16 protein-coding genes are annotated in these 24,501 nt (G+C 64.9%); 7 read left to right on the top strand and 9 right to left on the bottom strand.

All coding sequences use genetic code 11. The annotated features are described in order from the left end of the window. Positions 1–30: 30 nt before the first annotated feature. The gene (locus ACVWWQ_RS12365) at positions 31–291 is read left to right on the top strand and encodes a GlsB/YeaQ/YmgE family stress response membrane protein (RefSeq protein WP_099653409.1); all 261 of its coding nucleotides are present in this window, start codon (positions 31–33) and stop codon (positions 289–291) included. Between the two features lie 69 nt (positions 292–360). Here the strand turns inward: ACVWWQ_RS12365 and ACVWWQ_RS12360 are convergent, their stop codons facing one another. Together ACVWWQ_RS12360 and ACVWWQ_RS12355 are read right to left on the bottom strand one after the other, a co-directional pair. Continuing rightward, positions 361–2,016: an MFS transporter gene (locus ACVWWQ_RS12360; protein WP_099653260.1), complete on the bottom strand. Its 1,656-nt coding sequence runs from the start codon at positions 2,014–2,016 to the stop codon at positions 361–363. 154 nt (positions 2,017–2,170) lie between these two features. Continuing rightward, positions 2,171–3,547, bottom strand: coding sequence for a porin family protein (locus tag ACVWWQ_RS12355; RefSeq protein ID WP_133949063.1), 1,377 nt, complete (start codon positions 3,545–3,547; stop codon positions 2,171–2,173). Between the two features lie 214 nt (positions 3,548–3,761). On the opposite strand from ACVWWQ_RS12355, the gene acs reads away from it, so the two are divergent. The 4 genes from acs (at position 3,762) to ACVWWQ_RS12335 (ending at position 12,844) form a co-directional block, all read left to right on the top strand. Continuing rightward, a complete protein-coding gene (gene acs, locus ACVWWQ_RS12350; RefSeq protein WP_133949065.1) occupies positions 3,762–5,702 on the top strand; it encodes an acetate--CoA ligase in 1,941 nt (646 codons plus the stop codon). A 99-nt stretch (positions 5,703–5,801) separates the two neighbouring features. Next, positions 5,802–6,473, top strand: a complete 672-nt coding sequence (locus tag ACVWWQ_RS12345; RefSeq protein ID WP_133949067.1) for a response regulator transcription factor — start codon at positions 5,802–5,804, stop codon at positions 6,471–6,473. A gap of 188 nt (positions 6,474–6,661) precedes the next feature. Beyond that, positions 6,662–11,365 (top strand): glutamate synthase-related protein, encoded by a 4,704-nt coding sequence (locus tag ACVWWQ_RS12340; protein ID WP_133949069.1) that lies wholly within the window; start codon positions 6,662–6,664, stop codon positions 11,363–11,365. A gap of 18 nt (positions 11,366–11,383) precedes the next feature. After that, complete coding sequence (locus tag ACVWWQ_RS12335) at positions 11,384–12,844, top strand: glutamate synthase subunit beta (protein WP_133949071.1); 1,461 nt, start codon at positions 11,384–11,386, stop codon at positions 12,842–12,844. Positions 12,845–12,849: 5 nt separating this feature from the next. Here ACVWWQ_RS12335 and ACVWWQ_RS12330 read toward each other — a convergent pair whose 3' ends face one another. Beyond that, the gene (locus tag ACVWWQ_RS12330; protein WP_208321584.1) at positions 12,850–16,326 is read right to left on the bottom strand and encodes a hybrid sensor histidine kinase/response regulator; all 3,477 of its coding nucleotides are present in this window, start codon (positions 16,324–16,326) and stop codon (positions 12,850–12,852) included. An 88-nt stretch (positions 16,327–16,414) separates the two neighbouring features. Between ACVWWQ_RS12330 and ACVWWQ_RS12325 the strand changes: the two genes are divergently transcribed. Together ACVWWQ_RS12325 and ACVWWQ_RS12320 are read left to right on the top strand one after the other, a co-directional pair. After that, positions 16,415–17,059 (top strand): 4'-phosphopantetheinyl transferase superfamily protein, encoded by a 645-nt coding sequence (locus tag ACVWWQ_RS12325; RefSeq protein ID WP_133949073.1) that lies wholly within the window; start codon positions 16,415–16,417, stop codon positions 17,057–17,059. A 102-nt stretch (positions 17,060–17,161) separates the two neighbouring features. Next, on the top strand, positions 17,162–17,905 hold the full coding sequence (locus tag ACVWWQ_RS12320; protein WP_099653267.1) for a pyridoxine 5'-phosphate synthase: 744 nt from the start codon (positions 17,162–17,164) through the stop codon (positions 17,903–17,905). Positions 17,906–18,003: 98 nt separating this feature from the next. Here ACVWWQ_RS12320 and ACVWWQ_RS12315 read toward each other — a convergent pair whose 3' ends face one another. The 6 genes from ACVWWQ_RS12315 to gyrB all read right to left on the bottom strand — a co-directional run bounded on the left by ACVWWQ_RS12315 (position 18,004) and on the right by gyrB (position 24,428). Beyond that, on the bottom strand, positions 18,004–18,408 hold the full coding sequence (locus tag ACVWWQ_RS12315; protein WP_099653268.1) for an ExbD/TolR family protein: 405 nt from the start codon (positions 18,406–18,408) through the stop codon (positions 18,004–18,006). A 6-nt stretch (positions 18,409–18,414) separates the two neighbouring features. After that, positions 18,415–18,837, bottom strand: coding sequence for an ExbD/TolR family protein (locus ACVWWQ_RS12310; RefSeq protein ID WP_099653269.1), 423 nt, complete (start codon positions 18,835–18,837; stop codon positions 18,415–18,417). Between the two features lie 11 nt (positions 18,838–18,848). Continuing rightward, complete coding sequence (locus tag ACVWWQ_RS12305) at positions 18,849–19,580, bottom strand: MotA/TolQ/ExbB proton channel family protein (RefSeq protein ID WP_099653270.1); 732 nt, start codon at positions 19,578–19,580, stop codon at positions 18,849–18,851. A gap of 98 nt (positions 19,581–19,678) precedes the next feature. Next, a complete protein-coding gene (locus ACVWWQ_RS12300; protein ID WP_099653271.1) occupies positions 19,679–20,338 on the bottom strand; it encodes an energy transducer TonB in 660 nt (219 codons plus the stop codon). A gap of 212 nt (positions 20,339–20,550) precedes the next feature. Then, a complete protein-coding gene (locus ACVWWQ_RS12295) occupies positions 20,551–21,837 on the bottom strand; it encodes a tetratricopeptide repeat protein (RefSeq protein ID WP_457383418.1) in 1,287 nt (428 codons plus the stop codon). Between the two features lie 155 nt (positions 21,838–21,992). Continuing rightward, a complete protein-coding gene (gyrB, locus tag ACVWWQ_RS12290; protein WP_099653273.1) occupies positions 21,993–24,428 on the bottom strand; it encodes a DNA topoisomerase (ATP-hydrolyzing) subunit B in 2,436 nt (811 codons plus the stop codon). Positions 24,429–24,501 lie beyond the last annotated feature (73 nt).

Below are 24,501 nucleotides of genomic sequence, written 5' to 3'. Positions count from 1 at the left end.
GTCCCTTCCCGTTCGAACCAGGAGTTCATGATGACTGCGACCGCTTTGCTCATCTTTCTGTTGATAGGTGCCATCGCTGGCTGGCTGGCCGGCCTGATCGTGCGTGGCTTCGGCTTCGGCCTGCTCGGCAACATCGTGATCGGCATCATCGGCGCGTTTCTCGCCGGCTGGCTGTTGCCGGCGCTGGGCGTCGGTTTCAGTCTGGGCAACCCGATCGTCACCAGCATCGTCTACGCGATGATCGGTGCGATCGTGTTGCTGGTGATCATCGGCTTGATCAAGCGCGCCTGACGCCCACCACGCAAACAGGAAACGCAGCGGCTCGCGCCGCTGCGTTTTTTTGTGCCCTGCCGGCCTCACTCAGGCAGTGATGTCGACGTCCTTGGTTTCCCGCACGAACAGCAGGCCGATCACGAAGGTCATCAGCGCGATGATCACCGGGTACCACAGGCCTGCATAGATGTTGCCGGTCAGCGCCACGATGCCGAACGACACCGAAGGCAGGAAGCCGCCGAACCAGCCATTGCCGATGTGGTACGGCAGGCTCATCGAGGTGTAGCGGATCTTGGTCGGGAACATCTCCACCAGCCACGCCGCGATCGGGCCGTAGACCATCGTCACGTACAGCACCAGCAGGAACAGCAGGAACACCAGCATCGGGTAGTTGCTGCGTGCCGGGTCCGCCTTGGCCGGGTAGCCGGCCTGGTCCAGCGCCGCGCCCAGACTGGCCGCGAAGGCCTTGCCCTGGGCGGCGAAGTCGGCCTTGGCCAGCGTGCCGCCCTCGAACGAGGCAATGCTGGCGCTACCCACCGTCACCCTGGCCACCGACCCGGCGGGAGCGGCTTGGTTGTCGTACGGCACACCGCGTTTGGCCAGCGTGCTCTTGGCGATGTCGCAGGAGCTGGTGAAGGTCGAGGTGCCGGTCAGGTTGATCTGCAGATGGCAGTTGGCCGGATCGGCCAGCACCGTGACCGGCGCGCTGCTGCGGGCCGCCTCGATGCCCGGATTGCCGTAATGGGTGATGCCCTTGAAGATCGGGAAGTAGGTCACTGCCGCCAGCAGGCAGCCGGCCAGCACCACCGGCTTGCGGCCGATCTTGTCCGACAGCCAGCCGAAGAACACGAAGAACGGGGTACCGATCAGCAGCGCCGCGGCAATCAGCAATTGCGTGGTGGTGCCGTCGATCTTCAGGGTGCTGCCGAGGAAGTACATCGCGTAGAACTGGCCGCAGTACCACACCACGGCCTGGCCGGCGGTGGCACCGAACAAGGCCAGCAGCACCAGCTTCAGGTTGCCCCAGCGGGCGAACGATTCGGTCAGCGGCGCCTTGGAGGTCTTGCCCTCTTCCTTCATCTGCTGGAACACCGGCGACTCGGCCAGCTGCAGGCGGATGTAGACCGACACGGCCAGCAGCAGCGACGAGATCAGGAACGGGATGCGCCAGCCCCAGTCGTCGAACTTGTCGCCCAGCAGCCACTTGCAACCCAGGATCACCAGCAGCGACAGGAACAGGCCGAAGGTGGCGGTGATCTGGATGAAGCTGGTGTACAGGCCGCGCTTGCCCGGCGGTGCGTGTTCAGCCACATAGGTGGCCGCGCCGCCGTACTCGCCGCCCAGTGCCAGGCCCTGCAGCATGCGCAGCAGGATCAGGATCACCGGGGCCGCCACGCCGATCGAGCCATAGCTGGGCAACAGGCCGACGAAGAAGGTCGACAGACCCATGATCACGATGGTGATCAGAAACGTGTACTTGCGCCCGACCAGGTCGCCGACCCGGCCGAACACCAGTGCACCGAACGGACGCACCGCGAAGCCGGCGGCGAATGCGAGCAGGGCGAATACCAGCTGGCTCGCTTCGTTCAGGCCGGAGAAGAACTGGTGGCCGATGATGACCGCCAGCGAGCCGTAAAGATAGAAGTCGTACCACTCGAATACGGTGCCCAGGCTGGACGCCAGGATGACGCGCTTGTGGCTGACATCGAGCGCGGGGCGCCCGTCGATCGCGGTGGTGGCCATGGATCTTTCCCCTCTCAGGATAGTGAGATGCCGCTCTCCGCCAGGGTGGAAGAGAAGTCGACCGATGCGGTCCCCCGGCAAGCCCCGGACCGCATCCCGTCATCCCCCCGCAAGGCGGGAGGGTGGCTGGCGACGCGCGGCGTCGCCAGTGAAACTAGAAGCGGTAGAGCGCGTTCAGGCTGACCTGGTTGCCGGTGGTGGTCTTGCGATTGACCCCGTTGCTGGTCGAATCGAGCTTGTCGTGCAACCACTCCATGCCCAGCTCATAGGACCCGGCGGCGTACTGCAGGCTGAGCGCGGTCTGGCGATTGCGCAGCAGGCCGGTGGCACCGTTGCCCAGCCAGTCGACCACGTCGTTCCTGTCCGGCTTGTTGTAGGCGTAGAACGCGTACAGGCTCCAGTTCGGCGTGAAGCTGTAGCCCGCCTGCGCGTAGCCACCGGTCTCCTGGATGTCGCCGAATTGCGACATCGCGCCGAAGATCTGGCCCAGGCCCTTGCCGGTGTACGCCGCGCCCTTGAAGGTCCACGGACCGGGCTTCCACTGGGCACCGACCTCGTAGCCCGTGCTGGTGATCTCGGACTTCACCGGCGTCGGCGCGGTGCCGCCCACGCCGCGCAGGTCGACCTTGCTGTAATGCGCCGCGAAGTACGCCAGCCAGTTCTTGTCCTGCACATGCAGGCGCGCTTCGACCTGCGGACGGAAGCCGGCGCTGCCTGCGGTCTGGTAATTGATATTGTTGCCCGGGCCGCTCCAGTTGCCCTCGAACACGCCCACGTCCAGTCGCCATTGCGCACCGGTGCTGCCGTGGTTGAGGTCCTGCATCACCACCAGGCCCGGGAAGCGCCAGCCGATCACGCCCGAACCGTAGCCCAGCGGAAACGCGATATGCGCCAGCGAGGTGGCCGAGTTGTCGATCGGGAACATCAGATCCCATTGCTGGCCGATGCGGATCGTGGTGCCGCTCTCCGGATTGGTCAGGTCCATGTAGGCCTGGCGCAGGCGGGGTGTCGGCTGCTGCTGGCTGTAGGCACCGGTACCGTTGAAGCCGCCGAAGAAGTCCATCTCGATGCGGCCACCGCCGCTCCAGTTGCCGGCAAACTGGGCGCCCTTGAAGTCCAGCCAGAAACGCGTGTTGCGCACGTCGACGCCGCTGAGCGAGCCTTTCGAGCCGGGCGTCGGATACAGCGAGTTCTGGCCATTGCCGTAGCTGAAGCTCTTGTCCTGGCTGAAGGCGCTGGCACTGATGAAACCATGCAGCGCCACCGAGACACCCGGCGCGCTGCTGAATACGGGAGTCGCCGGAGCAGGCGCCGCCGCGACCTGTTGCACGGGTGCGGGCGCAGGTGGCGCCGCTTTCTGCGCCTGTACCATCGCCTTGAGTTCGTTCAATTGCTGCTCGAGCTGGGCCACCCGTTGTTCGAGCTGCTGTTCGCGCGTGTCGCTCTGCGCGTGGCCGGCGAGCGGAAGCATCAAGGCGCATGCCATGCTCAGGGCAAGCGCGGTACGGCGATCGGTGTGTCGCGTGGTCATGCGTGCGTCTCCCCAGGGTCAATGACGGGCCGAGCATGGCCATGCTGCAGCGCGCGCGACTATTCGCCTTTGGTCGAAGTTCGACCAAAGTCGAGCCGGTTCACCGCCGCTGACCGCGGGTTGATCGGGCTACACTCGAAGTTCGTGCTGCGCCGGGCACTGCTGCCCGGCGAGAATCCGTCACCGTCGGTGACGCCGCCCGCAGGAGGCTCCCATGTCCAAGCTCTATCCGGTTGATCCCTCGTTCGCCGCCGCGGCGCGCCTGCGTCACGACGACTACACCCGGCTGTACGCCGAGTCGGTCAACGATCCGGAAGGGTTCTGGGCGCGGATCGGACAACGGCTGGACTGGATCAAGCCGCCGACGAAGATCAAGAACGTCTCGTTCGATCCGAAGGATCTGCACATCCGCTGGTACGAGGACGGCGAGCTCAACGTCAGCGCGAATTGCCTCGACCGCCAACTGGAAACGCGCGGCGACAAGGTGGCGATCATCTTCGAAGGCGATGACCCGAAGGACTCGCGCAAGATCACCTACCGCGAGCTGCACGCGGAGGTCTGCAAGTTCGCCAACACGTTGAAGAACCTCGGCGTGGTCAAGGGCGACCGCGTGGCGATCTACCTGCCGATGATTCCCGAGGCCGCGGTGGCGATGCTGGCCTGCGCCCGGCTGGGCGCGATCCACTCGGTGGTGTTCGGCGGCTTCTCGCCTGATTCGCTGGCCGGTCGCATCGCCGATTCCACCGCCAAGGTGGTGATCACCGCCGATGAAGGCCTGCGCGCGGGCAAGCGCATTCCGCTGAAGGTCAACGTGGATGCCGCGCTGGAACGCCCGGGCACGAACAGCGTGGAAACCGTGATCGTGGTGCGCCACACCGGCGGCGCCGTGGAGATGCAGTCACCGCGCGACCGCTACTACCACACGCTGATGGAAGGCCAGTCCGCCGATTGCCCGCCCACCCCGGTCGAGGCCGAACACCCGCTGTTCGTGCTGTACACCTCCGGCTCCACCGGCAAGCCCAAGGGCGTGGTGCACAGCACCGGCGGCTATCTGGTGTTCACCAGCTATACGCACGAAGAGGTCTTCGACCTGCGCGAGGACGACATCTACTGGTGCACCGCCGACGTCGGCTGGGTCACCGGCCACAGCTACGTGGTCTACGGCCCGCTGGCCAACGGTGCCACCACGGTGATGTTCGAAGGGGTGCCGAACTACCCCGACTACAGCCGCTTCTGGCAGGTGATCGACAAGCACAAGGTGACCCTGTTCTATACCGCGCCGACCGCGATCCGCGCATTGATGCGCGAGGGCGAGGCGCCGGTGAAGAAGACCTCGCGCGCCAGCCTGCGCCTGCTCGGCTCGGTCGGCGAGCCGATCAATCCGGAAGCATGGGAGTGGTATCACCGCGTGGTGGGCGACGAGCGCTGCCCGATCGTCGACACCTGGTGGCAGACCGAGACCGGCGGCATCCTGATCTCGCCGCTGCCCGGCGCGATCGCCACCAAGCCCGGTTCCGCCACGCTGCCATTCTTCGGCATCAAGCCCGCGATCGTCGATGCCGACGGCACCGTGAAGGAAGGCGTGGCCGAGGGCAACCTGCTGATCACCGATTCCTGGCCGGGCCAGGTGCGCACGATCTATGGCGATCACCAGCGTTTCATCGACACCTATTTCAGCGCCTACCCCGGCAATTACTTCACCGGCGACGGCGCCCGCCGCGACGAGGACGGCTATTACTGGATCACCGGCCGGGTCGATGACGTGATCAACGTGTCCGGCCACCGCCTTGGCACCGCCGAGGTGGAAAGCGCGCTGGTGGCCCATCCCAAGGTGGCCGAAGCGGCCGTGGTCGGCTGCCCCCACGAGATCAAGGGCCAGGGCATCTACGCCTACGTCACCCTGGTCGCCGGCGAGACCGGCAGCGACGAGCTGCGCAAGGAACTGATCGCCTGGGTGCGCAAGGAGATCGGCCCGATCGCCACCCCGGACTACCTGCAGTGGGCGCCCGGCCTGCCCAAGACCCGCTCCGGCAAGATCATGCGCCGCATCCTGCGCAAGATCGGCGAAAACCTGCCCGACCAGCTTGGCGACATCACCACCCTGGCCGACCCCGGCGTGGTGAAGAACCTGGTCGATGAGCGGTTGATCAAATAGGCAGCCGGTAGGAGCGCACCCTGTGCGCGATGCTCTTCCACACATCGGAGCAAAAGCATCGCGCACAGGGTGCGCTCCTACATCTTTCTCACGGATCCCATGACCGACATCCTGATCGCCGACGACCACCCGCTGTTCCGCGACGCGTTGCAGCGTGCCGTGCTGACGGCGGTGCCGCAGGCGCGCGTGCACAGCGCCGACAGCGTGCATGCGCTGCTGGGCCTGATCGAACAATTCCCCGACGCCGAACTCCTGCTGCTGGATCTGCACATGCCCGGTGCCCGCGGCTATTCGGCGCTGGTGCATATCCGCGGGCAATACCCGGGGCTGCCCACCATGGTGGTGTCCGGCCACGAGGAAGCCCAGGTGGCCCGCCGCGCGCTGGCCCACGGCGCCTCGGCCTACGTGCCCAAATCCACCGCGGGCGCCGATATCGTGACGGCGATCCGCGCCGTGCTCGATGGCGACGTCTGGCTGCCGCATGCCCTGCTCGGCGGCTCGGACGAACTCAAGCCCGACGAGGCCGCCGCTGCGGCCCAGATCGCCACACTGACGCCGCAGCAGTTCCGGGTGATGACGATGATCGCCGAGGGTCTGCTGAACAAGCAGATCGCCTGGGAGCTCGGCGTTTCCGAGGCCACCGTCAAGGCGCACATGACCGCGATCATGCGCAAGCTCGGCGTGAGCAACCGCACCCAGGTGGCGCTTGCGGCCAGCCAGCTGGCGGTGGACCAGGAAGCCATGCCGGTGATGCCGCCCGAAGACGACTGAGTCGTTTCCGGCCATCCCGCGTCGTCACGTTTTCCGCAAGAACATGCCGTCAGGCGCTTGCACAGGCCCGTGAAACGCCATGGTAATTGGCCGTCCATCCCTATAGACGTCCAATCGCGATAAAGCCCTTGCGCTTTTGTTGCATCGCACTATAGTCGAAAGGCAGCCATTCCCGTGGAGGGGAGTCAATGGATCAGCCGCAGGCCCAGGGTCTTTATGATCCGCGCAACGAACATGACGCCTGTGGCGTGGGCTTTGTCGCCCATATCAAGGGTCGGAAAAGCCACGCGATCATTGAGCAGGGTCTGCTGATTCTGCGCAACCTCGATCATCGTGGCGCGGTCGGCGCCGATGCGCTGATGGGCGATGGCGCCGGCATCCTGATTCAGCTTCCCGACCAGTTCTATCGTGAGGAGATGGCAGCGCAAGATGTGGTGCTGCCACCACCGGGCGAATACGGCGTCGGCATGATCTTCCTGCCGCGCGAACAGGCCTCCCGGCTGGCCTGCGAACAGGAACTTGAACGCGCCGTGCTGGCCGAGGGCCAACTGGTGCTGGGCTGGCGTGATGTAGGGATCGACGCGACCATGCCGATGTCGCCCACCGTGCGCGGGCGCGAGCCGGTGATCCGCCAGATCTTCATCGGTCGCGGCCCGGACGTGATGGTGCCCGACGCGCTGGAGCGCAAGCTGTACGTGATCCGCAAGACCTCCAGCCATGCGATCCGCGCGCTCGGCCTGAAGTACGGCAAGGAATATTTCGTGCCGTCGATGTCGACGCGCACCGTGGTCTACAAGGGTCTGCTGCTGGCCGACCAGGTCGGTCAGTACTACCTCGACCTGGCTGATCCACGCACCGTGTCGGCGCTGGCGATGGTGCACCAGCGCTTTTCCACCAACACCTTCCCGGCGTGGGAGCTGGCCCATCCGTATCGGATGATCGCGCACAACGGCGAGATCAACACGGTCAAGGGCAACGTCAACTGGATCAATGCGCGCACCGGCGCGATCTCCTCGCCGGTGCTCGGCGATGACTTGGCCAAGCTGTGGCCGCTGATCTACCCCGGCCAGTCCGACACCGCCTCGTTCGACAACTGCCTCGAACTGCTGACGATGGCCGGCTATCCGCTGTCGCACGCGATGATGATGATGATCCCCGAGGCGTGGGAACGGCACACCCTGATGGACGACAACCATCGCGCGTTCTACGAATACCACGCCGCGATGATGGAGCCATGGGACGGACCGGCCGCGATCACCTTCACCGACGGCCGCCAGGTCGGCGCCACGCTCGACCGCAACGGCCTGCGCCCGGCGCGCTACATCATCACCGACGACGATCTGGTGATCCTGGCCTCCGAGGCCGGCGTGCTGCCGGTGGCCGAATCGCGCATCGTCAAGAAGTGGCGGTTGCAGCCGGGCAAGATGCTGCTGATCGACATGGAAGCCGGCCGGATCATCGACGACCAGGAGCTGAAGGACCAGCTGGCCAACGCCAAGCCGTACAAGCAGTGGATCGAACACATCCGGATCAAGCTGGACGCATTGCCCGAACCGCGTGCCGAAGCACGCCTGGGCGATGACCTGCTCGATCGCCAACAGGCGTTCGGCTACACCCAGGAAGACCTGAAGTTCCAGCTGCTGCCGATGGCGCTGGAAGGCCAGGAGGCGATCGGCGCGATGGGCAACGACTCGCCCCTGGCGGTGCTGTCCGATCGCGACAAGTCGCTGTACAACTATTTTCGCCAGCTGTTCGCCCAGGTCACCAACCCGTCGATCGATCCGATTCGCGAGCAGCTGGTGATGTCGCTGGTGTCCTTCATCGGACCCAAGCCGAACCTGCTGGACATCAACAACATCAACCCGCCGCTGCGACTGGAAGTGTCGCAGCCGATCCTGGATTTCGCCGAGATGGCGAAGATCCGCAAGATCGGCCGCTACTCCAAGGGCAAGTTCCGCAGCTTCGAACTGGACATCACCTATCCCGCGACGTGGGGCAAGCAGGGCATCGAGGCGCGGCTGGCGTCACTGTGTGCCCAGGCCGTCGACGAGATCCGCCAGGGCCACAACATCCTGGTGGTCTCCGATCGCCGCGCCGATCGCGAGCGGGTCGCCATTCCGGCCCTGCTGGCCACCTCGGCCGTGCATCAGCACCTGGTCAGCCGCGGTCTGCGCACCAGCACCGGACTGGTGGTGGAGACCGGCTCGGCGCGCGAAGTGCACCACTTCGCCCTGCTTGCCGGCTACGGCGCCGAGGCGATCCATCCCTACCTGGCGATGGAAGTGCTGGCGCAGCAATTCGCCGCCAGCCCGGGCGGGATCACGCCGGCCAAGTCGATCCACCATTACATCAAGGCGATCGACAAGGGCCTGCAGAAGGTGATGTCCAAGATGGGCATCTCTACCTACATGTCCTATACCGGCGCGCAGATCTTCGAGGCGGTCGGCCTCAGCCGCGAATTGATCGACAGCTATTTCAACGGCACCACTTCGAACATCGAGGGCATCGGCCTGTTCGAGGTGGCCGAGGAAGCGCTGCGCCAGCACGCGGCAGCCTATGGCGATGACCCGGTGCTGGCCGACGCGCTCGATGTCGGCGGCGACTATGCCTGGCGCACGCGCGGCGACGAGCACATGTGGACGCCGGATTCGATCGCCAAGCTGCAGCACGCCACCCGTTCCAACAATCCGGGCACCTACAAGGAATACGCGCAGCTCATCAACGACCAGACCCGGCGCCACATGACGCTGCGCGGCCTGTTCGAATTCCGCCTCGACGCAGCGGCGGCCATTCCGATCGAGGAAGTGGAACCGGCGAAGGAAATCGTCAAGCGCTTCGCCACCGGCGCGATGTCGCTGGGCTCGATTTCCACCGAAGCGCACGCCACATTGGCGGTGGCGATGAACCGGATCGGCGGCAAATCCAATACCGGCGAAGGCGGCGAGGACGAGGCGCGCTATCGCAACGAGATGCGCGGCATCGCGATCAAGCCCGGCGACACCCTGGCCAGCGTCATCGGTGAGCAGAACATCGAAAGTGACATTCCGCTGGAAGCCGGCGACTCGCTGCGCTCACGCATCAAGCAGGTTGCCTCCGGCCGCTTCGGCGTCACTGCCGCGTATCTGGTCTCCGCCGACCAGATCCAGATCAAGGTGTCGCAGGGTGCCAAGCCGGGCGAGGGCGGCCAGCTGCCCGGTCACAAGGTGTCCGAGTACATCGCGCGGCTTCGCTTCTCGGTGCCCGGCGTCGGGCTGATCTCGCCGCCGCCGCATCACGACATTTATTCCATCGAGGATCTGGCCCAGCTGATCCACGACCTGAAGAACTGCAACCCGCTGGCATCGATCTCGGTGAAGCTGGTCTCCGAGGTGGGCGTGGGCACGGTGGCCGCCGGTGTGGCCAAGTCCAAGGCCGACCATGTGGTGATCGCCGGCCACGATGGCGGCACCGGTGCCTCGCCGTGGTCGTCGATCAAGCACGCCGGCACGCCGTGGGAACTGGGCCTGGCCGAAACGCAACAAACACTGGTGCTGAATCACCTGCGCGGTCGCATCCGCGTGCAGGCGGACGGCCAGATGAAAACCGGTCGCGACGTGGTGATTGGCGCCCTGCTCGGCGCCGACGAGTTCGGCTTCGCCACCGCCCCGCTGGTGGTGGAGGGCTGCATCATGATGCGCAAATGCCACCTCAACACCTGCCCGGTCGGCGTGGCCACGCAGGATCCGGTGCTGCGCCGAAAATTCGCCGGCAAGCCCGAGCACGTCGTCAACTTCTTCTTCTTCGTCGCCGAGGAGGCGCGCCAGATCATGGCGCAGCTGGGCATTCGCAAGTTCGACGATCTGGTCGGTCGCGCCGATCTGCTCGACGTGCGCCAGGGCATCGCGCACTGGAAGGCGCGTGGGCTGGATTTCTCGCGCGTGTTCCATCGCCCCGAGGTGCCCGCCGAGGTCGCCCGGCGCCACGTGGCCACGCAGGACCACGGGTTGGAGAAGGGCGGCAAGGCGCTGGATCACGTGCTGATCGAGAAGTCCCGTGCGGCGCTGGAACAGGGCGAGAAGACCAGCTTCATGCTGACCGTGCGCAACGTGAACCGCACGGTGGGCACCATGCTGTCGGGCGAAGTGGCGCGCCGTTACGGTCACGCCGGCCTGCCCGACGACACCATCCACGTGCAGCTGAGCGGCGTCGCCGGACAGAGCTTCGGTGCCTTCCTGGCGCGCGGCATCACCCTGGACCTGGTCGGCGAAGGCAACGATTACGTCGGCAAGGGCTTGTCCGGAGGCCGCATCATCGTGCGCTCGCCGAACGACTTCCACGGCTTCGGACCGGAACACATCATCGCCGGCAACACCGTGCTGTACGGCGCCACCGAAGGCGAGGCACATTTCAATGGCGTCGCCGGCGAACGCTTCGCCGTGCGCAACTCCGGCGCCAGCGCGGTGGTCGAGGGGGTCGGCGATCACGGCTGCGAATACATGACCGGCGGCACCGTGGTGGTGCTCGGCGACACCGGACGCAACTTCGCTGCCGGCATGTCCGGCGGCGTGGCCTACGTGTACGACCCGCACGGCACGTTCGAACGCAAGTGCAACCTGGCGATGGTGGCGCTGGAACCGGTGCTGTCGGCGGTGGAGCAGGAGGTTCGCGTGCCGCCACATCAATGGCATGCCAGCGTGCGCGGTGGCCCTCGCGTGACCGACGAAGCGATCCTGCGGCAGTTGATCGAGGCGCACTTCCGCTACACCGGCAGCTTCCGCGCCAAGGACATTCTGCATGACTGGCAGAGCGCGCGCGGCCGCTTCGTGAAAGTGATGCCGCACGAATACCGCCGCGCGCTGGACGAGTCGAGCCACGCGCCCGCCACCGCATCCACCGCGAAAGCCACGGCCTGACGCCAGGAGACTCCACCGATGGGCAAGATCACCGGCTTTCTCGAGTATCCGCGGCTGAGCGAAACCAGCGAAGCGCCCGCGCAGCGCAAGCAGCACTGGCGCGAGTTCACCCGTCATCTCGCCGACGACAGCGCGGTGACCCAGGCGGCGCGCTGCATGGATTGCGGCATCCCGTTCTGCCACAACGGCTGCCCGGTCAACAACATCATCCCGGACTTCAACGAGCTGGTGTATCGACAGGACTGGAAGCGCGCACTCGAGGTATTGCACTCGACCAACAACTTTCCGGAATTCACCGGACGCATCTGCCCGGCGCCTTGCGAGGCGGCCTGCACGCTGAACATCAATGGCGACGCGGTAGGCATCAAGTCGATCGAGCACAAGATCATCGACAAGGGCTGGGAGGAAGGCTGGGTGACGGCGCAGCCGGCTGAGCGGCCGACCGGCAAATCCGTCGCGATCGTCGGCTCCGGCCCGGCCGGACTGTCCGCCGCGCAGCAGCTGGCACGCGCCGGTCACGCGGTCACGGTGTTCGAGAAGAACGACCGCATCGGCGGCCTGCTGCGCTATGGCATCCCGGACTTCAAGCTGGACAAGGCGCTGATCGACCGGCGCGTCGAGCAACTGCGCGGCGAGGGCGTGCAGTTTCGCGCCGGCGTCTTTGTCGGCGACGCCAATGCGGGATCGGTCGGAGCCGTCCAGACCATCACGCCCGAGCAACTGCAGCAGGACTACGACGCGGTAGTGATCGCCGGTGGCGCCGAAGCACCACGCGATCTGCCGGTACCGGGCCGCGAACTCAACGGCGTGCATTTCGCGATGGACTTCCTGCCGCTGCAGAACAAGGTGGTCGCGGGCGACCGCCTGGACCGGCAGATCCTGGCCACCGCGAAGAACGTGGTGGTGATCGGTGGCGGCGACACCGGTTCGGATTGCGTGGGTACCTCGAACCGCCATGGTGCCGCGTCGGTGACGCAGTTCGAGTTGCTGCCGCAACCGCCGGCGCAGGAGAACAGGCCGCTGGTGTGGCCGTACTGGCCGCTGCGCCTGCGCACTTCCAGCTCGCACGAGGAAGGCTGTCAGCGCGACTGGGCGGTCGCCACCAAATGTTTCAATGACGACGGCGAGGGCAACGTGCGCAGCCTCACCGCCGTGCGCGTGGCCTGGCAGGACGGCCGCATGGCCGAAGTCCCCGGCAGCGAATTCGAGATACTCGCCGGACTGGTGCTGCTGGCGATGGGCTTCGTGTCGCCGCTGCAGCACGTGCTGGACGCGTTCGGCGTGGCGAAGGATGCACGCGGCAATGCCCGCGCCGGCACCGACGGCGAAGGTTGCTACCGCACCAGCGTTGACAAGGTGTTCGCCGCCGGCGACATGCGGCGGGGCCAATCGCTGGTGGTCTGGGCGATTCGCGAAGGACGCCAGTGCGCCCGTGCGGTGGACGAATACCTGATGGGCAGTTCCAGCCTGCCGCGCTGAGCCGCCTAGCTGCGAGGGGCATCCTGGTTGCGCAGCGGCGCGGCCAGCAGCGCCCGAAGCGCGGCCGGCTTCACCGGCTTGTGCAGCAGCGGATAGCCCAATGCCCGCGCACGTTGCTTCAATTCGCTGCTGCCATCGGCGGTGATGATCGCCGCCGGCGGCAACCTGCCGACCGAGTCGCGCAATTGCTGCAGCGCCTGCAAGCCGTCGACGTCGTCGGCCAGATGATAGTCGGCCAGGATCAGGTCGATCGCGCCACCGGCCAGTTCGATACGTGCCTGGGCCACGTCGACCGCCGTGCGGCAGTCGATGCCCCAGCGGCTGAGCAGCGCACGCATGCCGTCAAGGATCGACTCGTCGTTGTCCAGACACAATACGGTGAGCGGCAGTTGCGTCGTCGGCCCGCTGCGCGCCACGCGCGGCCGACGCACCGGTACTGTCTCGTTGCGCGGTACCGTCACCGCGAAACAGCTGCCGTGCTGCACGCGGGAACTCAGGTCGAGTCGATGACCGAGAATGCCGGCCAGCCGGTCGCAGATCGACAGACCCAGACCCAGACCTTTCTCGCCCCACGGGGATGGCTGCTCCAGTCGCTGGAACTCGTCGAAGATGCGGCCGCGCTGCTCGGCCGCGATGCCCGGGCCCGAATCCCACACTTCGATGCGCACTTCGGTGCCCAAGCGTCGCGCACCCAGCAGCACGCCGCCGTGGCGCGTGTAGCGCAATGCGTTGGAGAGGAAATTCTGCAGGATCCGCCGCAACAGTTGCGGGTCGCTGCGCACGGCAAGCCGGGTCGGCACCACCCGCAGGCGCAGTCCGCGCTGTTCGGCGACCACCGCGAACTGGGCCTTCAGCGAATCGAACAGGTCGGCCAGCGCGAAACCCGACACTTCGGGGTGATACCCGCCAGTGTCCAGGCGCGAGGTGTCCAGCAGGGTATCGAGCAGATCTTCCGCCGCGCGGAACGAGGCGTCGATGCGTTCGGCCAGTTGGCCGGCTTCCGCATCCAGCCCGGGATGCTGGCGCAATGCCGAGGTGAACAGACGTGCCGCATTCAGCGGCTGCAACAGGTCATGGCTGGCGGCGGCGAGGAAACGCGTCTTGGAGATATTCGCCGCCTCGGCGGCACGGCGCGCCTGGGCGGTGGCCACCAGCGCTTCGGACAACTCGGCCGTGCGCTGTTCCACGCGCAGCTCCAGCGTCTCGTTCGCCTCCATCAGCGCCTGCTCGGCATGCTTGTAGGCGGTGACGTCGGTATACGTGGTGACGTAACCACCGCCAGGCAGCGCGCGGCCGCGCATTTCGATCACCGTGCCATCCGGCCGGATGCGCTGGAACAGATGCGAGGAACCGGCGCGCATGTAGTCGATGCGCTTGGCGACGTGGCCGTCCACCTCGCCCGGACCGCACTCGCCCAGCTCGGCGTTCCAGCGGATCAGTTCGGCCACCGGCACACCGACGTGGACCATCCCGTCGGGATAGTCGAACAACTCCAGGTAACGCCGATTCCACGCGACCAGCCGCATGTTCGCATCGACCACGCTGATGCCCTGCGAAACGTTTTCGAGCGTGGTGGACAACAGTTCCCGATTGAAGCGCAGCTCCTGCGAGGCCTCGTCCAGCAAGGCCATCGATTCGGCCACGTCGAGGCCACTGCCCGACAGCGCGCTGATCAGGATGCGCCGCGCATTCGCCGCACCGACGGCCGAGGCGAGCAGGCGCTCGGTGTACTGGATGAGCGCGCGGTCCGCCGCGGCATGCGGCAGCAAGGGCTTGCCATGCCGCAGGCCGTACTCGTCAAAGGCACGCGCACTGCTGCGCTCGCCGACGATGCGCTCGGCGATGGTGCGCAAGTCGGCAACCACGACGCGGCCGCGCCAGTCACCGGAGCCGCCGCGGCTCGCCGGATCGGCGTCCATGAACATCGCCGCGTGCAACCGTTCTTCCAGGCTGGGCCGGAAGCGCAACGAGACGAATACCAGGCAACCCACGTTGACCAGCAGCGACCAGAACGTGCCATGCATCACCGGTTCCCAACCGCTGAGATGAAACAACGCCTGCGGCCGCAGCCAGTCCCAGCCAAACGGGCCGTGCTGCAGCCACTGGTCGGAACGAATCAGCGCCGGCAGCAACAGCGTGTAGAACCACACCGCAAAGCCGCCCGCCAGCCCCGTCACCACGCCGCGCCGACTGGCGCCGCGCCAGTACATCGCGGCGATCAGCGCGGGCGCGAACTGCGCCACCGCGGCAAACGCCAGCAAACCGGTGGCGGCCAGATTCTCGGCGTTCGCGGCCACCCTATAGTAGGCGTAGGCCATCGCCGCCAGCAGGATGATCGCGACCCGGCGCACCGCCAGCACCAGCTGCGACAAGTCGCTGCGATGCTCCAGCCGAAGCCGCCGGATGCGCAGCAATGCCGGCATCACCAGGTCATTGCTGATCATGGTCGACAACGCCACCGCCGCCACGATGACCATGCCGGTCGCCGCCGAGAATCCACCGACGAACGCCAGCAGCGCCATGCCCCGATCGCCATGAGCCATCGGCAGCGTCAGCACCCACGCATCGGCGGAGCCATCGCGCACCAGCGGCATGTGACGGCCAGCCGCCACGATCGGCAACACCGCGACGCTGATGACAACCAGATACAACGGCACCATCCAGCGGGCCCGTGCGAGGTCACCGGCGTCCTCGCATTCCACCATGCCGATCTGGAACTGGCGGGGCAGGCAGAACATCGCACAGAAGGCCAGCATGGTCTGCGCCAGGAAACCCGGCGAGAACCCGTTGTCCAACTGTTCCAGCGGAGGTTGCAAACTGGAAAGCAGGCCCGGACCCTTCCACAATGCATAGCCGGCCAGCGCCATGAAGGCGAACAGCTTGATCAGCGACTCCAGCGCGATCGCCAGCATCAGGCCGTGATGGTGCTCGGTGGCGTCGATGCTGCGCGTGCCGAACAGGATCGCGAACAGGGCCAGCAACGCGGCGCACCACATCGCGCTGTCGATGCCGCCGGCCTTGACCGCGCCAAACGCGGCACCGCCGAGCACGCCATACGACATCGCCACGGCCTTGAACTGCAGGGCGATGTACGGCACCACTGCAATCACGGCAATCACCGCAACCAGCGCGGCCAGACCGTGCGACTTGCCGAAGCGCGCGCCAATGAAGTCGGCAATCGAGGTGATGTTGCGCTGTCGGACGATCTGGACCAGTCGGCGCAGCAGTCCGAAGCCGAAGACAAAGAGCAGAATCGGGCCCAGATAGATCGGCAGATAGGCCAGACCGTCTCTGGCCGCCGTGCCGACGGCGCCGTAAAACGTCCACGACGAGCAATACACGGCCAGCGCCAGGCTGTACACGATCGGCCGCAGCCGCGGCTGCCGCGGATACAGCGGCCGGCGGTCGCCCATGTAGGCCACCACGAACAGCAGGCCGACATAGAGCAACGACACCAGCAAGAGCAACCAGCCCTGGATCAAGCCCTGTTCTCCCGGCGTGACAAATCGATGGCGCGACGCAGCGGCTCGCGTGCTTGTGTCCAGGCGAACCCGGCGGCACCATGCTCGAATGATCGCCACGCCCGAACTTGTGCCAGCCAACGTAGCAGAGGCCCTGTGCGATGACGAGATTCATGTATGGCGTCTGGCCTACCAGCGATCGACGGGCCGGGTTCCGCTGCGTGGAGTGCTGGGCGCCTATCTCGGCATCGACGCCAGGCAGGTGGTGCTGATCGACGGCGAGCATGGCCGCCCTGCGCTGGCGAGCGGGCACGACCAGTCACTCGGTTTCAACTGGTCGCACAGCGGCGACCACGCGGTGGTGGCGGTGGGCAGGAACCTGATGCCGGGCATTGATCTTGAACGCGTGCGTCCGCGTGACCGCGCACTGGAGCTTGCCCAGCGGTTTTTCAGCGCCGATGAGGCTGCGGCGCTGGCGGCGCTGCCCCCACCCGAGCGGAGCATGGCCTTCCTGGAACTGTGGACGGCCAAGGAAGCGGTGGTGAAGGCGCTGGGCCGCGGCATTGCATTCGGACTGGATCGCTTCAGCGTGGCCCGCGATATCGGACAACTGCGATTGCTGCGCCTGCATGGCGAGCAGGTCGACGCCTGGCAGCTGCGGCGACTGGAACTGGATTCCGGCCTGGTAGGGGCGATCGCCTGGCGCGGTGACGAGCGCCGGATTCGCCTCGGCACGCTTGCCAGCGGCGCGTGATCGGCGCACTGTTTCCGGTCCAGCCAGGTCATCCCGTTCGTCATGGCATGCCTTGATGTCGCTGGCCCAAACTCTCCATCCCGTGCGGATTGCCACAAAGTCATGACTCTGCTCAGCGTCAACCTCAACAAGATCGCCGTGCTGCGGAATTCGCGGGGCGGCGATGAACCGGATATCTGTCGCGCCGCGCAAACCTGCATCGAGGCCGGTTGCGGCGGCATCACCGTTCATCCGCGACCCGACCAGCGGCATGTGCGCCCCGACGACGTTCGCGCACTCGCCGCGATGCTGCGCGGGCGCGTGGAGTACAACATCGAAGGCAATCCGTTTGCCGATGCGCGAGGCGACTACCCGGGGCTGATCGAACTGGCGCGCCAGGTGCGCCCCACCCAGGTTACCCTGGTACCGGATGGCGATGGCCAGATCACTTCCGATCACGGCTTTGACCTGCGTCGCGACATTGCGCAGCTGCGGCCGCTGGTGGGCGAACTGTGCGACCTCGGCTGCCGGGTCAGCCTGTTCGTCGATGCCGGCAGCCAGGACTTCGATCTGGCCGCGGTGATCGGGGTGCAGCGCATCGAGATCTATACAGGCCCTTACGCCCAGGCTTTTGCCGACGGGCAGCCCGCCGCGGTGCTGGCGGCCTGCGTCGACACGGCAAGACGTGCGCAACAGGCGGGACTCGCCGTCAATGCAGGACACGACCTCAGTCAGGCCAACCTCGGTACCTTCCGTGCCGCAATCCCCGGGCTGGCCGAAGTCTCCATCGGACACGCGCTCATTGGCGAGGCGTTGTATGAAGGGTTGGCCACCACCGTGCGAAACTATCTGCAGATCCTGCGCTAGGTCCTCGGTCGCCACGCTTTTCGCCACGACGCGCGCCAACAAAAACCCCCGCACCAGGCGGGGGTTTTTGTTGATTCGTGTTGCCGGGGCAGCCCTGATCAGAAGTTTTCGGTAAAACCGATCTTGACCAGGTTGTAGCTCTTCGCATCCGCCAGCACGCGTGCCACATGCTCGTAGGCCACACCGTCCGCCGCGGCGATCTGGATCTCCGGCTGATTGCTCTGCTGGGCGATCACCGCCAGCTGCGCTTTCAGCCCCAGCTCGTCGACCGGGGTGTCGTTCCAGTAAAGCGAACCGGCCTGATCGATCTTCAGATGAATCGGATCGAGTGGATTGGAGGGTGGAGTCTGGTTCGGGTTCGGCTGCGGCAGATCCACCTGGATCTTGTGCGCCAGCACCGGCGCCGTGATCATGAAGATGATCAGGAGAACCAGCATCACGTCGACCAGCGGCGTGACGTTGATCTCCGACATCGGACCACTTGTATTGGTACTGAAAGACATCTCAGATCACCCCTTCGGCGCGTCAGTGGTCATGAAGGCGACATGCACCATGCCCGAATCCTTCGCGTCACCGATGACCTTCTTCACGATCTTGAACTCGGTGTTCTTGTCCGCGCGGATCTGCAGCTCCGGCTGGGGCGACTTCTGGGCATTGACCGCCAGCTGTGACCGCAACTCGGCCTCGGTGACCTGATGATCATTGAGGTACATGCTGCCATCCTGCTTGACCGCCAGATCCAGTGGCGGAACCACCATCTCCGGTTCCTTGGTCTTCGGATTGGCCGTCGGCAGGTCAATCGTGATGGAGTGCGACATCAGCGGCGCCGTGATCATGAAGATGATCAGCAGAACCAGCATCACGTCGACCAGCGGCGTGACATTGATTTCCGACATCGGACCGCCGGAATTGCCTCCAGTGCTCATCGCCATGGGTCAATCCCTCACTTCGAGCTTTCGACGCGCGAACCGGTAGCGAAGAAATCGTGCAGGTCGTGTGCGAATTCGTCGAAGCGGGCGTAGGTCAGGCGGTTCGAGCGGCTGAAGAAGTTGTAGGCGAACAGGGCGGGGATAGCGGCGAACAGACCGAACGCGGTCATGATCAGCGCCTCACCGACCGGGCCGGCCACTGCGTTCATCGAGGCGTTGCCCGAAGCAGCGATGCGGATCAGTGCGTGGTAGATGCCCCACACGGTACCGAGCAGACCGACGAACGGTGCAGCGGAGCCGACGGTGGCGAGCAGGGTCATGCCGCCTTCCAGACGCAGGCTCTCGCGAGCCACGGCCTGGCGCAGTGCACGATCGATGAATTCCGACCGGCTCAGCGACTCGGCCAGACGACCGGTGGTGCCGGCAGCGGCTGTGGCCTGCTGGTGATGGGCAACCGCCGAGGCGGCGTCCAGGGCGATCTTCGAGAACGGCTCGCTGCGCGGCTGCGCTTCGAGTTCGCGAATCGCGTCCTGGGTGGAACCGTTACCCCAGAAACCGTCGATGACCTTGTCGGCGCGGGAACGAACAGTCGCGTTGCGGATGCCGTTGGCAATGATGAAGTACCACGACAGGAACGACATCACGACCAGGGTCACGAACACGACCCAGCCAAGCCAGTCGAAGTTCTGGATCAGGTTGTCGAAACCCATCTGTTTCATGGCTTCGGCGTTGGTATTGCCACCCATGGCCTGTGCGGCATCGGTCGTTGCAGGAGTCTGTAGGAACATAACGCTACCCTAGGGAAGTCAAGCGTGAACTGTAACTGTAAACCGGGGCGACCCGGTTACAGCTGGCTGAGATTGAAGTTGACGGGAACGCGGGCGTAGCCCTCAACTTTTTGTCCATTTCGAATCGTTGGATTGAAGCGCCAACGACGTGCTGCATCCATCGCCGCACGGTCAAGTTCGTGATAACCGCTGGACTTGTCGATCTTGATGTCCTTCGGCGAACCATCCACACCCACCAGGATCATCAAGATCACCGTACCTTCATGCCGCTGGCGAACCGCCTGCGGTGGATACTTCGGCTGCAGACGACTGTTGTAACTGAGGTCCGAGCTTGCCGTGATGTCCGAAGGCGGTGCCGGTGGTGCTGGCGGTGCCGGTGGTGGTGCCGGGGTCGCGTTAGCCGAAACTTCTTCCACGGGTGGTGGCGGGGTCGGCGGCGGCGGAGTCGGTGGCGGCTTGACCTGCTGAATGATCTTCGGCGGTGGCTGCTTCGGCGGCTCCGGCGGCGGCGGCGGCGGCGGCGGTGGTGGCGGCGGCGGTTCGATGAAGTTCACCTGGACAATGCGTTCTTTTTCTTTGTGATCCTGATGCGGCGGCGCCATGGGCGCCACAATCAACAGGAACGCAAACGCATGCAGCCCAATGGCCACTGCCAATGCCCAGGTGCGCTTCCAACTAAACGGCTCGCGCCCGATTTCTTCGTTACTTGAGGCCATCTGTCACTATCTGAAGCTGATCAATCGGAAGAGAACGTTGCCGCAGGGCTTGGCCCGAAACCGTCTGATACATGAACGGATCCGGAGAGAACTTGCCACTGGGGAGACGCAGGGGAAGGTTTCAACGGTACAACAGCACATGACTTTTGTATAGCGTCGCTGGGCGGATGTTGAGTCATCTTTCCAACGACCAGGCCATGTACCTCTCTCACTCAGCCGGCACCGGCCTTTTGCAGCCATGCCTTGGCCTTCGCTGCAGTCTCGGGGTCCTGCGCCGCCTTCTTCATGGCGGTGATCGCTGCGGGCTTGTTCTTCAAGCCACGCTCGCTTTCTGCCAGAACCATGTAGGCCGTGCCCTTGTGCTTGACGCCCTTGTCGATGGCGCTTTGAACGAGGGTCTTGGCCTGCTTGTACTTGTTCTCGCTGAGCATCAGTCGCCCGGCGCGCAAGGCAGGTTCGCCGTCAGTCGCCAGCGGCTGGGCCTTGTCGTAGTAACCGATCGCCTTGTCGACGTTGTTGCCGATCTCGGCCGCCTGGCCCAGCAGCATGTAGCTTTCCGCACTCGGCTTGACGACTCCCTTGCTGATGCCTTCCTCGAGCACCTGCGTGGCCTTCGTCGCATTCGGTGCCGGATTGTCGCTTTCCTGACCGGTGATCAGGTAAAGCTTGGCCAGGTTCACATAGTGCGATTCCTTGGTCAGCGTGCCTGCCGTCCGCGCCTTCTCCATCAACTGGATGGCTTCCGGATACTTGTGGGCCTGCATCAGCACGGCCACGGCGTTGTTCAGCGCGTTGGGATCGTCGGGATTGGAGTTCAGCTGGTTGGTCGCCAGCGCGGCCGCCTTGTCATCCTGGCCGGATTCCGCATAGCTGGCCATCAGGATCTGGTCCCAGCTCGGCTCCGGCTTGGTGCTCAGCGACTTGGCCTTGGTGATGGCGGCAATCGCCTCGGGGTACTTGGCCAGACGGTAATAGGCGTTGCCCTCCAACGCATAGGAGTCGGCGGTTTCCTTCTTGCCTTCAGCGCGCCACTTCGCCACGGTGTCCAGCGAGGCCTGGTACTGCTCGCCGGCCAGCTGGAACTGGGCGAGCATGTACTCGAGCTGGAAGTAGGTGTCGTTCGGCATGACGCCGATGGCAAGCGAACGCTGCAACAGGCTGGTCGCGCCCTTGACGTCGCCATCGTTGTAGGCGAGGTTGGCCAGTCCCTGGAGCGCCAGCGCCTGCGCGTACTTGCTCTTGCTGCCATCGATGATGGGCTGAAGCAGTTGCTGGGCCTTGGCCTTGTCACCGGCGTTGACCGCGTCCAGACCCTCGTTGAGGTTCTTCTGGTCCTTTTCGCTGGTCAGATCAAGCTTGGGCGCAACGCGGGTCGCGTTCGGATAAAGCACTTCCTTCTTGGCGGCGTCTTCATGCTTGCGCGCCATCGCCGGACTGCTGGCAAGACCGAGCAGCAGCGTCGCACTCGCCAGCATCGTCAATCCACGGACATGCTTCATGTTGTTCCTCATTCGTCGGCGCGTATCGTTTGAGTGACGCGGGGGAACCATGGAGATTAGCGCGACACGGCAACGGATAACAAGTTGCAGTGCCGCATCCAAGTTCGTTTAAAATCAATTGCTTGGACAAACTCCCCACATACTGACGCGAATGGTCAGATGTCCAGGTTCGCCACCTTCAGGGCATTGGCCTCGATGAAGTCGCGACGCGGTTCGACCGCCTCGCCCATCAGCATCGAGAACATCTGGTCTGCGGCAATCGCATCCTCGATGCCGACCTGCAGCATGCGGCGGGTTTCCGGGTTGACGGTGGTATCCCACAGTTGCTCGGGATTCATTTCGCCCAGACCCTTGAACCGCTGGATGCTGCGGCCTTTCTTGGCTTCATCGAGCAGCCAGTTGCGTGCTTCCAGGAAGCTCAGCACGCCACGCGATGCGTTGCCGCGACGGGCTACTGCGTCCGGCTGGATCATGCCGGCGATCTGTTGACTGATGGCGAGGATCGGCCGGTATTCGTTGCTGGTGAAGAATGGTTGCGGCAACAGCCAAGTATGGCTCAGGCCGTGCTGTTCCTTGACCACCTCGATCGCCGCCGCCTGTTCGTCCTGCGCCGGACGCAACGACATGCGGTAATGCGGCTTGCCCAGCCCGCTGGCAGCCAACCGACCAGCGGCACCATCGAGCCAGTTCTTCATCGCGGTTTCGTCGGTCCACAGGTCGGCATGCATCGGCGGATGTTCGAGCAACGCATTCAGCACTGCACCATCGAAACGGTGCGACAACTTGGCGATCTGGTCCAGCGCATGCTGGTAGCCACGCAGCAACTTCTCCAGCGCTTCGCCGGTGATCGGCGGAGCATCCGGGCTGTAGGTGAGTGAGGCGTTGTCCACCGCGCTGGAGATCAGGTAATCATTCAGCGCCGTGTCGTCCTTGATGTACAACTCCTGCTTGCCCTGCTTCACCTTGTACAGCGGCGGCAGGCCGATGTAGATGTGGCCGCGCTCGATCAGCTCGGGCATCTGGCGGTAGAAGAAGGTCAGCAGCAGGGTGCGGATATGCGAGCCGTCGACGTCCGCGTCGGTCATCAGGATGATGCGGTGATAACGCAGCTTGTCCGGGTTGTATTCGTCCTTGCCGATGCCGGTACCGAGCGCGGTGATCAGGGTGCCGACCTCGGCCGAGGCCAGCATGCGGTCGAAACGCGCCTTCTCGACGTTGAGGATCTTGCCCTTCAGCGGCAGCACGGCCTGGGTCTTGCGGTTGCGGCCCTGCTTCGCGGAGCCACCGGCGGAGTCACCCTCGACCAGAAACAGTTCGCACAGCGCCGGGTCCTTCTCCTGGCAGTCGGCCAGCTTGCCCGGCAGACCGGCGATGTCCAGCGCGCCCTTGCGGCGGGTCATCTCGCGCGCCTTGCGCGCGGCTTCGCGGGCCCGGGCGGCGTCGACCACCTTGGAGGCGATCGCCTTGGCTTCGTTCGGATGCTCCAGCAGGAATTCGCCGAGCTTTTCGTTGACGACCTGCTCCACCACCGTCTTGACCTCGGACGAGACCAGCTTGTCCTTGGTCTGCGAGGAGAACTTCGGGTCGGGCACCTTCACCGAGAGCACGGCGATCATGCCTTCGCGCATGTCGTCGCCGGACAGCGTGCCGACCTTGGCGTTCTTGGCCAGGCCGGATTTTTCGATGTAGCTCTGCAGCGAACGGGTCAGCGCGGCACGGAAGCCGGTCAAGTGAGTGCCGCCGTCACGCTGGGGAATGTTGTTGGTGAAGCAGAACATCGTCTCCTGGTAGGAGTCGGTCCATTGCACGGCCACCTCGACCACGATGCCGTCCTGCTCCGCGGTCAGGCTGATCACGTTCGGGTGCAGCGGGATCTTGAGCTGTGCCAGATATTGCACGAACGAGCGGATGCCGCCTTCGTAGGCAAAGATGTCCTGGCGACCTTCACCGCGCTCGTCCCTCAGCTCGATGTTGACGCCCGAATTGAGGAAGGCCAGTTCGCGCAGCCGCTTGGCGAGGATGTCGTAATGGAAATCGATGTTATTGGTGAACGTGGCCGGGCTGGGCAGGAAACGCACCAGGGTGCCGCGCTTGTCGGAGGGGCCGATCACCTTCAGCGGGTATAGCGGCTCGCCGTGCGCGTATTCCTGCAGATGCTCGAAGCCATCTCGGTAGATCGTCAGCCACAGGTGCTCGCTCAACGCGTTCACCACCGACACGCCCACGCCATGCAAACCGCCGGAAACCTTGTACGAGTTGGCGTCGAACTTGCCGCCCGCGTGCAGGACGGTCATCACCACTTCGGCGGTGGAGCGTCCTTCTTCGGGATGGGTATCCACCGGGATGCCGCGGCCGTTGTCGCTGACGCTGACCGAACCGTCTTCCAGAATGCTGACCACGACCTTGTCGCAGTAACCCGCCAAGGCCTCATCGATCGCGTTGTCGACGACCTCGAACACCATGTGATGCAGACCGGTACCGTCATCGGTGTCGCCGATGTACATGCCCGGGCGCTTGCGCACCGCCTCCAGTCCTTTGAGGACCTTGATGTTGCTTGAGTCGTAGTGCGATTCGTTCATGGATTCGTTCATGCTTTGACCGTTTCCTGGCGCCAGCTACCCGCCCGACACGGCGCCGTGAAAGGCCGGACAGGGTTATGCAATC

It is taken from the genome of Rhodanobacter sp. TND4EL1 (genome assembly GCF_054061035.1).
The sequence above is the reverse complement of the archived record's forward strand: the minus strand, read 5'-3'. Positions and strand labels throughout refer to the sequence as shown.

Bases quoted from the DNA above. Each gene is read 5' to 3' on its own strand.
- ACVWWQ_RS12305 (WP_099653270.1), bottom strand. From the start codon at position 19,580: ATGGGTGGCAATACCAACGCCGAAGCCATGAAACAGATGGGTTTCGAC.
- acs (WP_133949065.1), top strand. From the start codon at position 3,762: ATGTCCAAGCTCTATCCGGTTGATCCCTCGTTCGCCGCCGCGGCGCGC.
- ACVWWQ_RS12335 (WP_133949071.1), top strand. From the start codon at position 11,384: ATGGGCAAGATCACCGGCTTTCTCGAGTATCCGCGGCTGAGCGAAACC.
- ACVWWQ_RS12315 (WP_099653268.1), bottom strand. From the start codon at position 18,408: ATGTCTTTCAGTACCAATACAAGTGGTCCGATGTCGGAGATCAACGTC.
- ACVWWQ_RS12310 (WP_099653269.1), bottom strand. From the start codon at position 18,837: ATGGCGATGAGCACTGGAGGCAATTCCGGCGGTCCGATGTCGGAAATC.
- ACVWWQ_RS12295 (WP_457383418.1), bottom strand. From the start codon at position 21,837: ATGAAGCATGTCCGTGGATTGACGATGCTGGCGAGTGCGACGCTGCTG.
- ACVWWQ_RS12325 (WP_133949073.1), top strand. From the start codon at position 16,415: ATGATCGCCACGCCCGAACTTGTGCCAGCCAACGTAGCAGAGGCCCTG.
- ACVWWQ_RS12300 (WP_099653271.1), bottom strand. From the start codon at position 20,338: ATGGCCTCAAGTAACGAAGAAATCGGGCGCGAGCCGTTTAGTTGGAAG.
- ACVWWQ_RS12340 (WP_133949069.1), top strand. From the start codon at position 6,662: ATGGATCAGCCGCAGGCCCAGGGTCTTTATGATCCGCGCAACGAACAT.
- gyrB (WP_099653273.1), bottom strand. From the start codon at position 24,428: ATGAACGAATCCATGAACGAATCGCACTACGACTCAAGCAACATCAAG.
- ACVWWQ_RS12355 (WP_133949063.1), bottom strand. From the start codon at position 3,547: ATGACCACGCGACACACCGATCGCCGTACCGCGCTTGCCCTGAGCATG.
- ACVWWQ_RS12365 (WP_099653409.1), top strand. From the start codon at position 31: ATGACTGCGACCGCTTTGCTCATCTTTCTGTTGATAGGTGCCATCGCT.
- ACVWWQ_RS12360 (WP_099653260.1), bottom strand. From the start codon at position 2,016: ATGGCCACCACCGCGATCGACGGGCGCCCCGCGCTCGATGTCAGCCAC.
- ACVWWQ_RS12320 (WP_099653267.1), top strand. From the start codon at position 17,162: ATGACTCTGCTCAGCGTCAACCTCAACAAGATCGCCGTGCTGCGGAAT.
- ACVWWQ_RS12345 (WP_133949067.1), top strand. From the start codon at position 5,802: ATGACCGACATCCTGATCGCCGACGACCACCCGCTGTTCCGCGACGCG.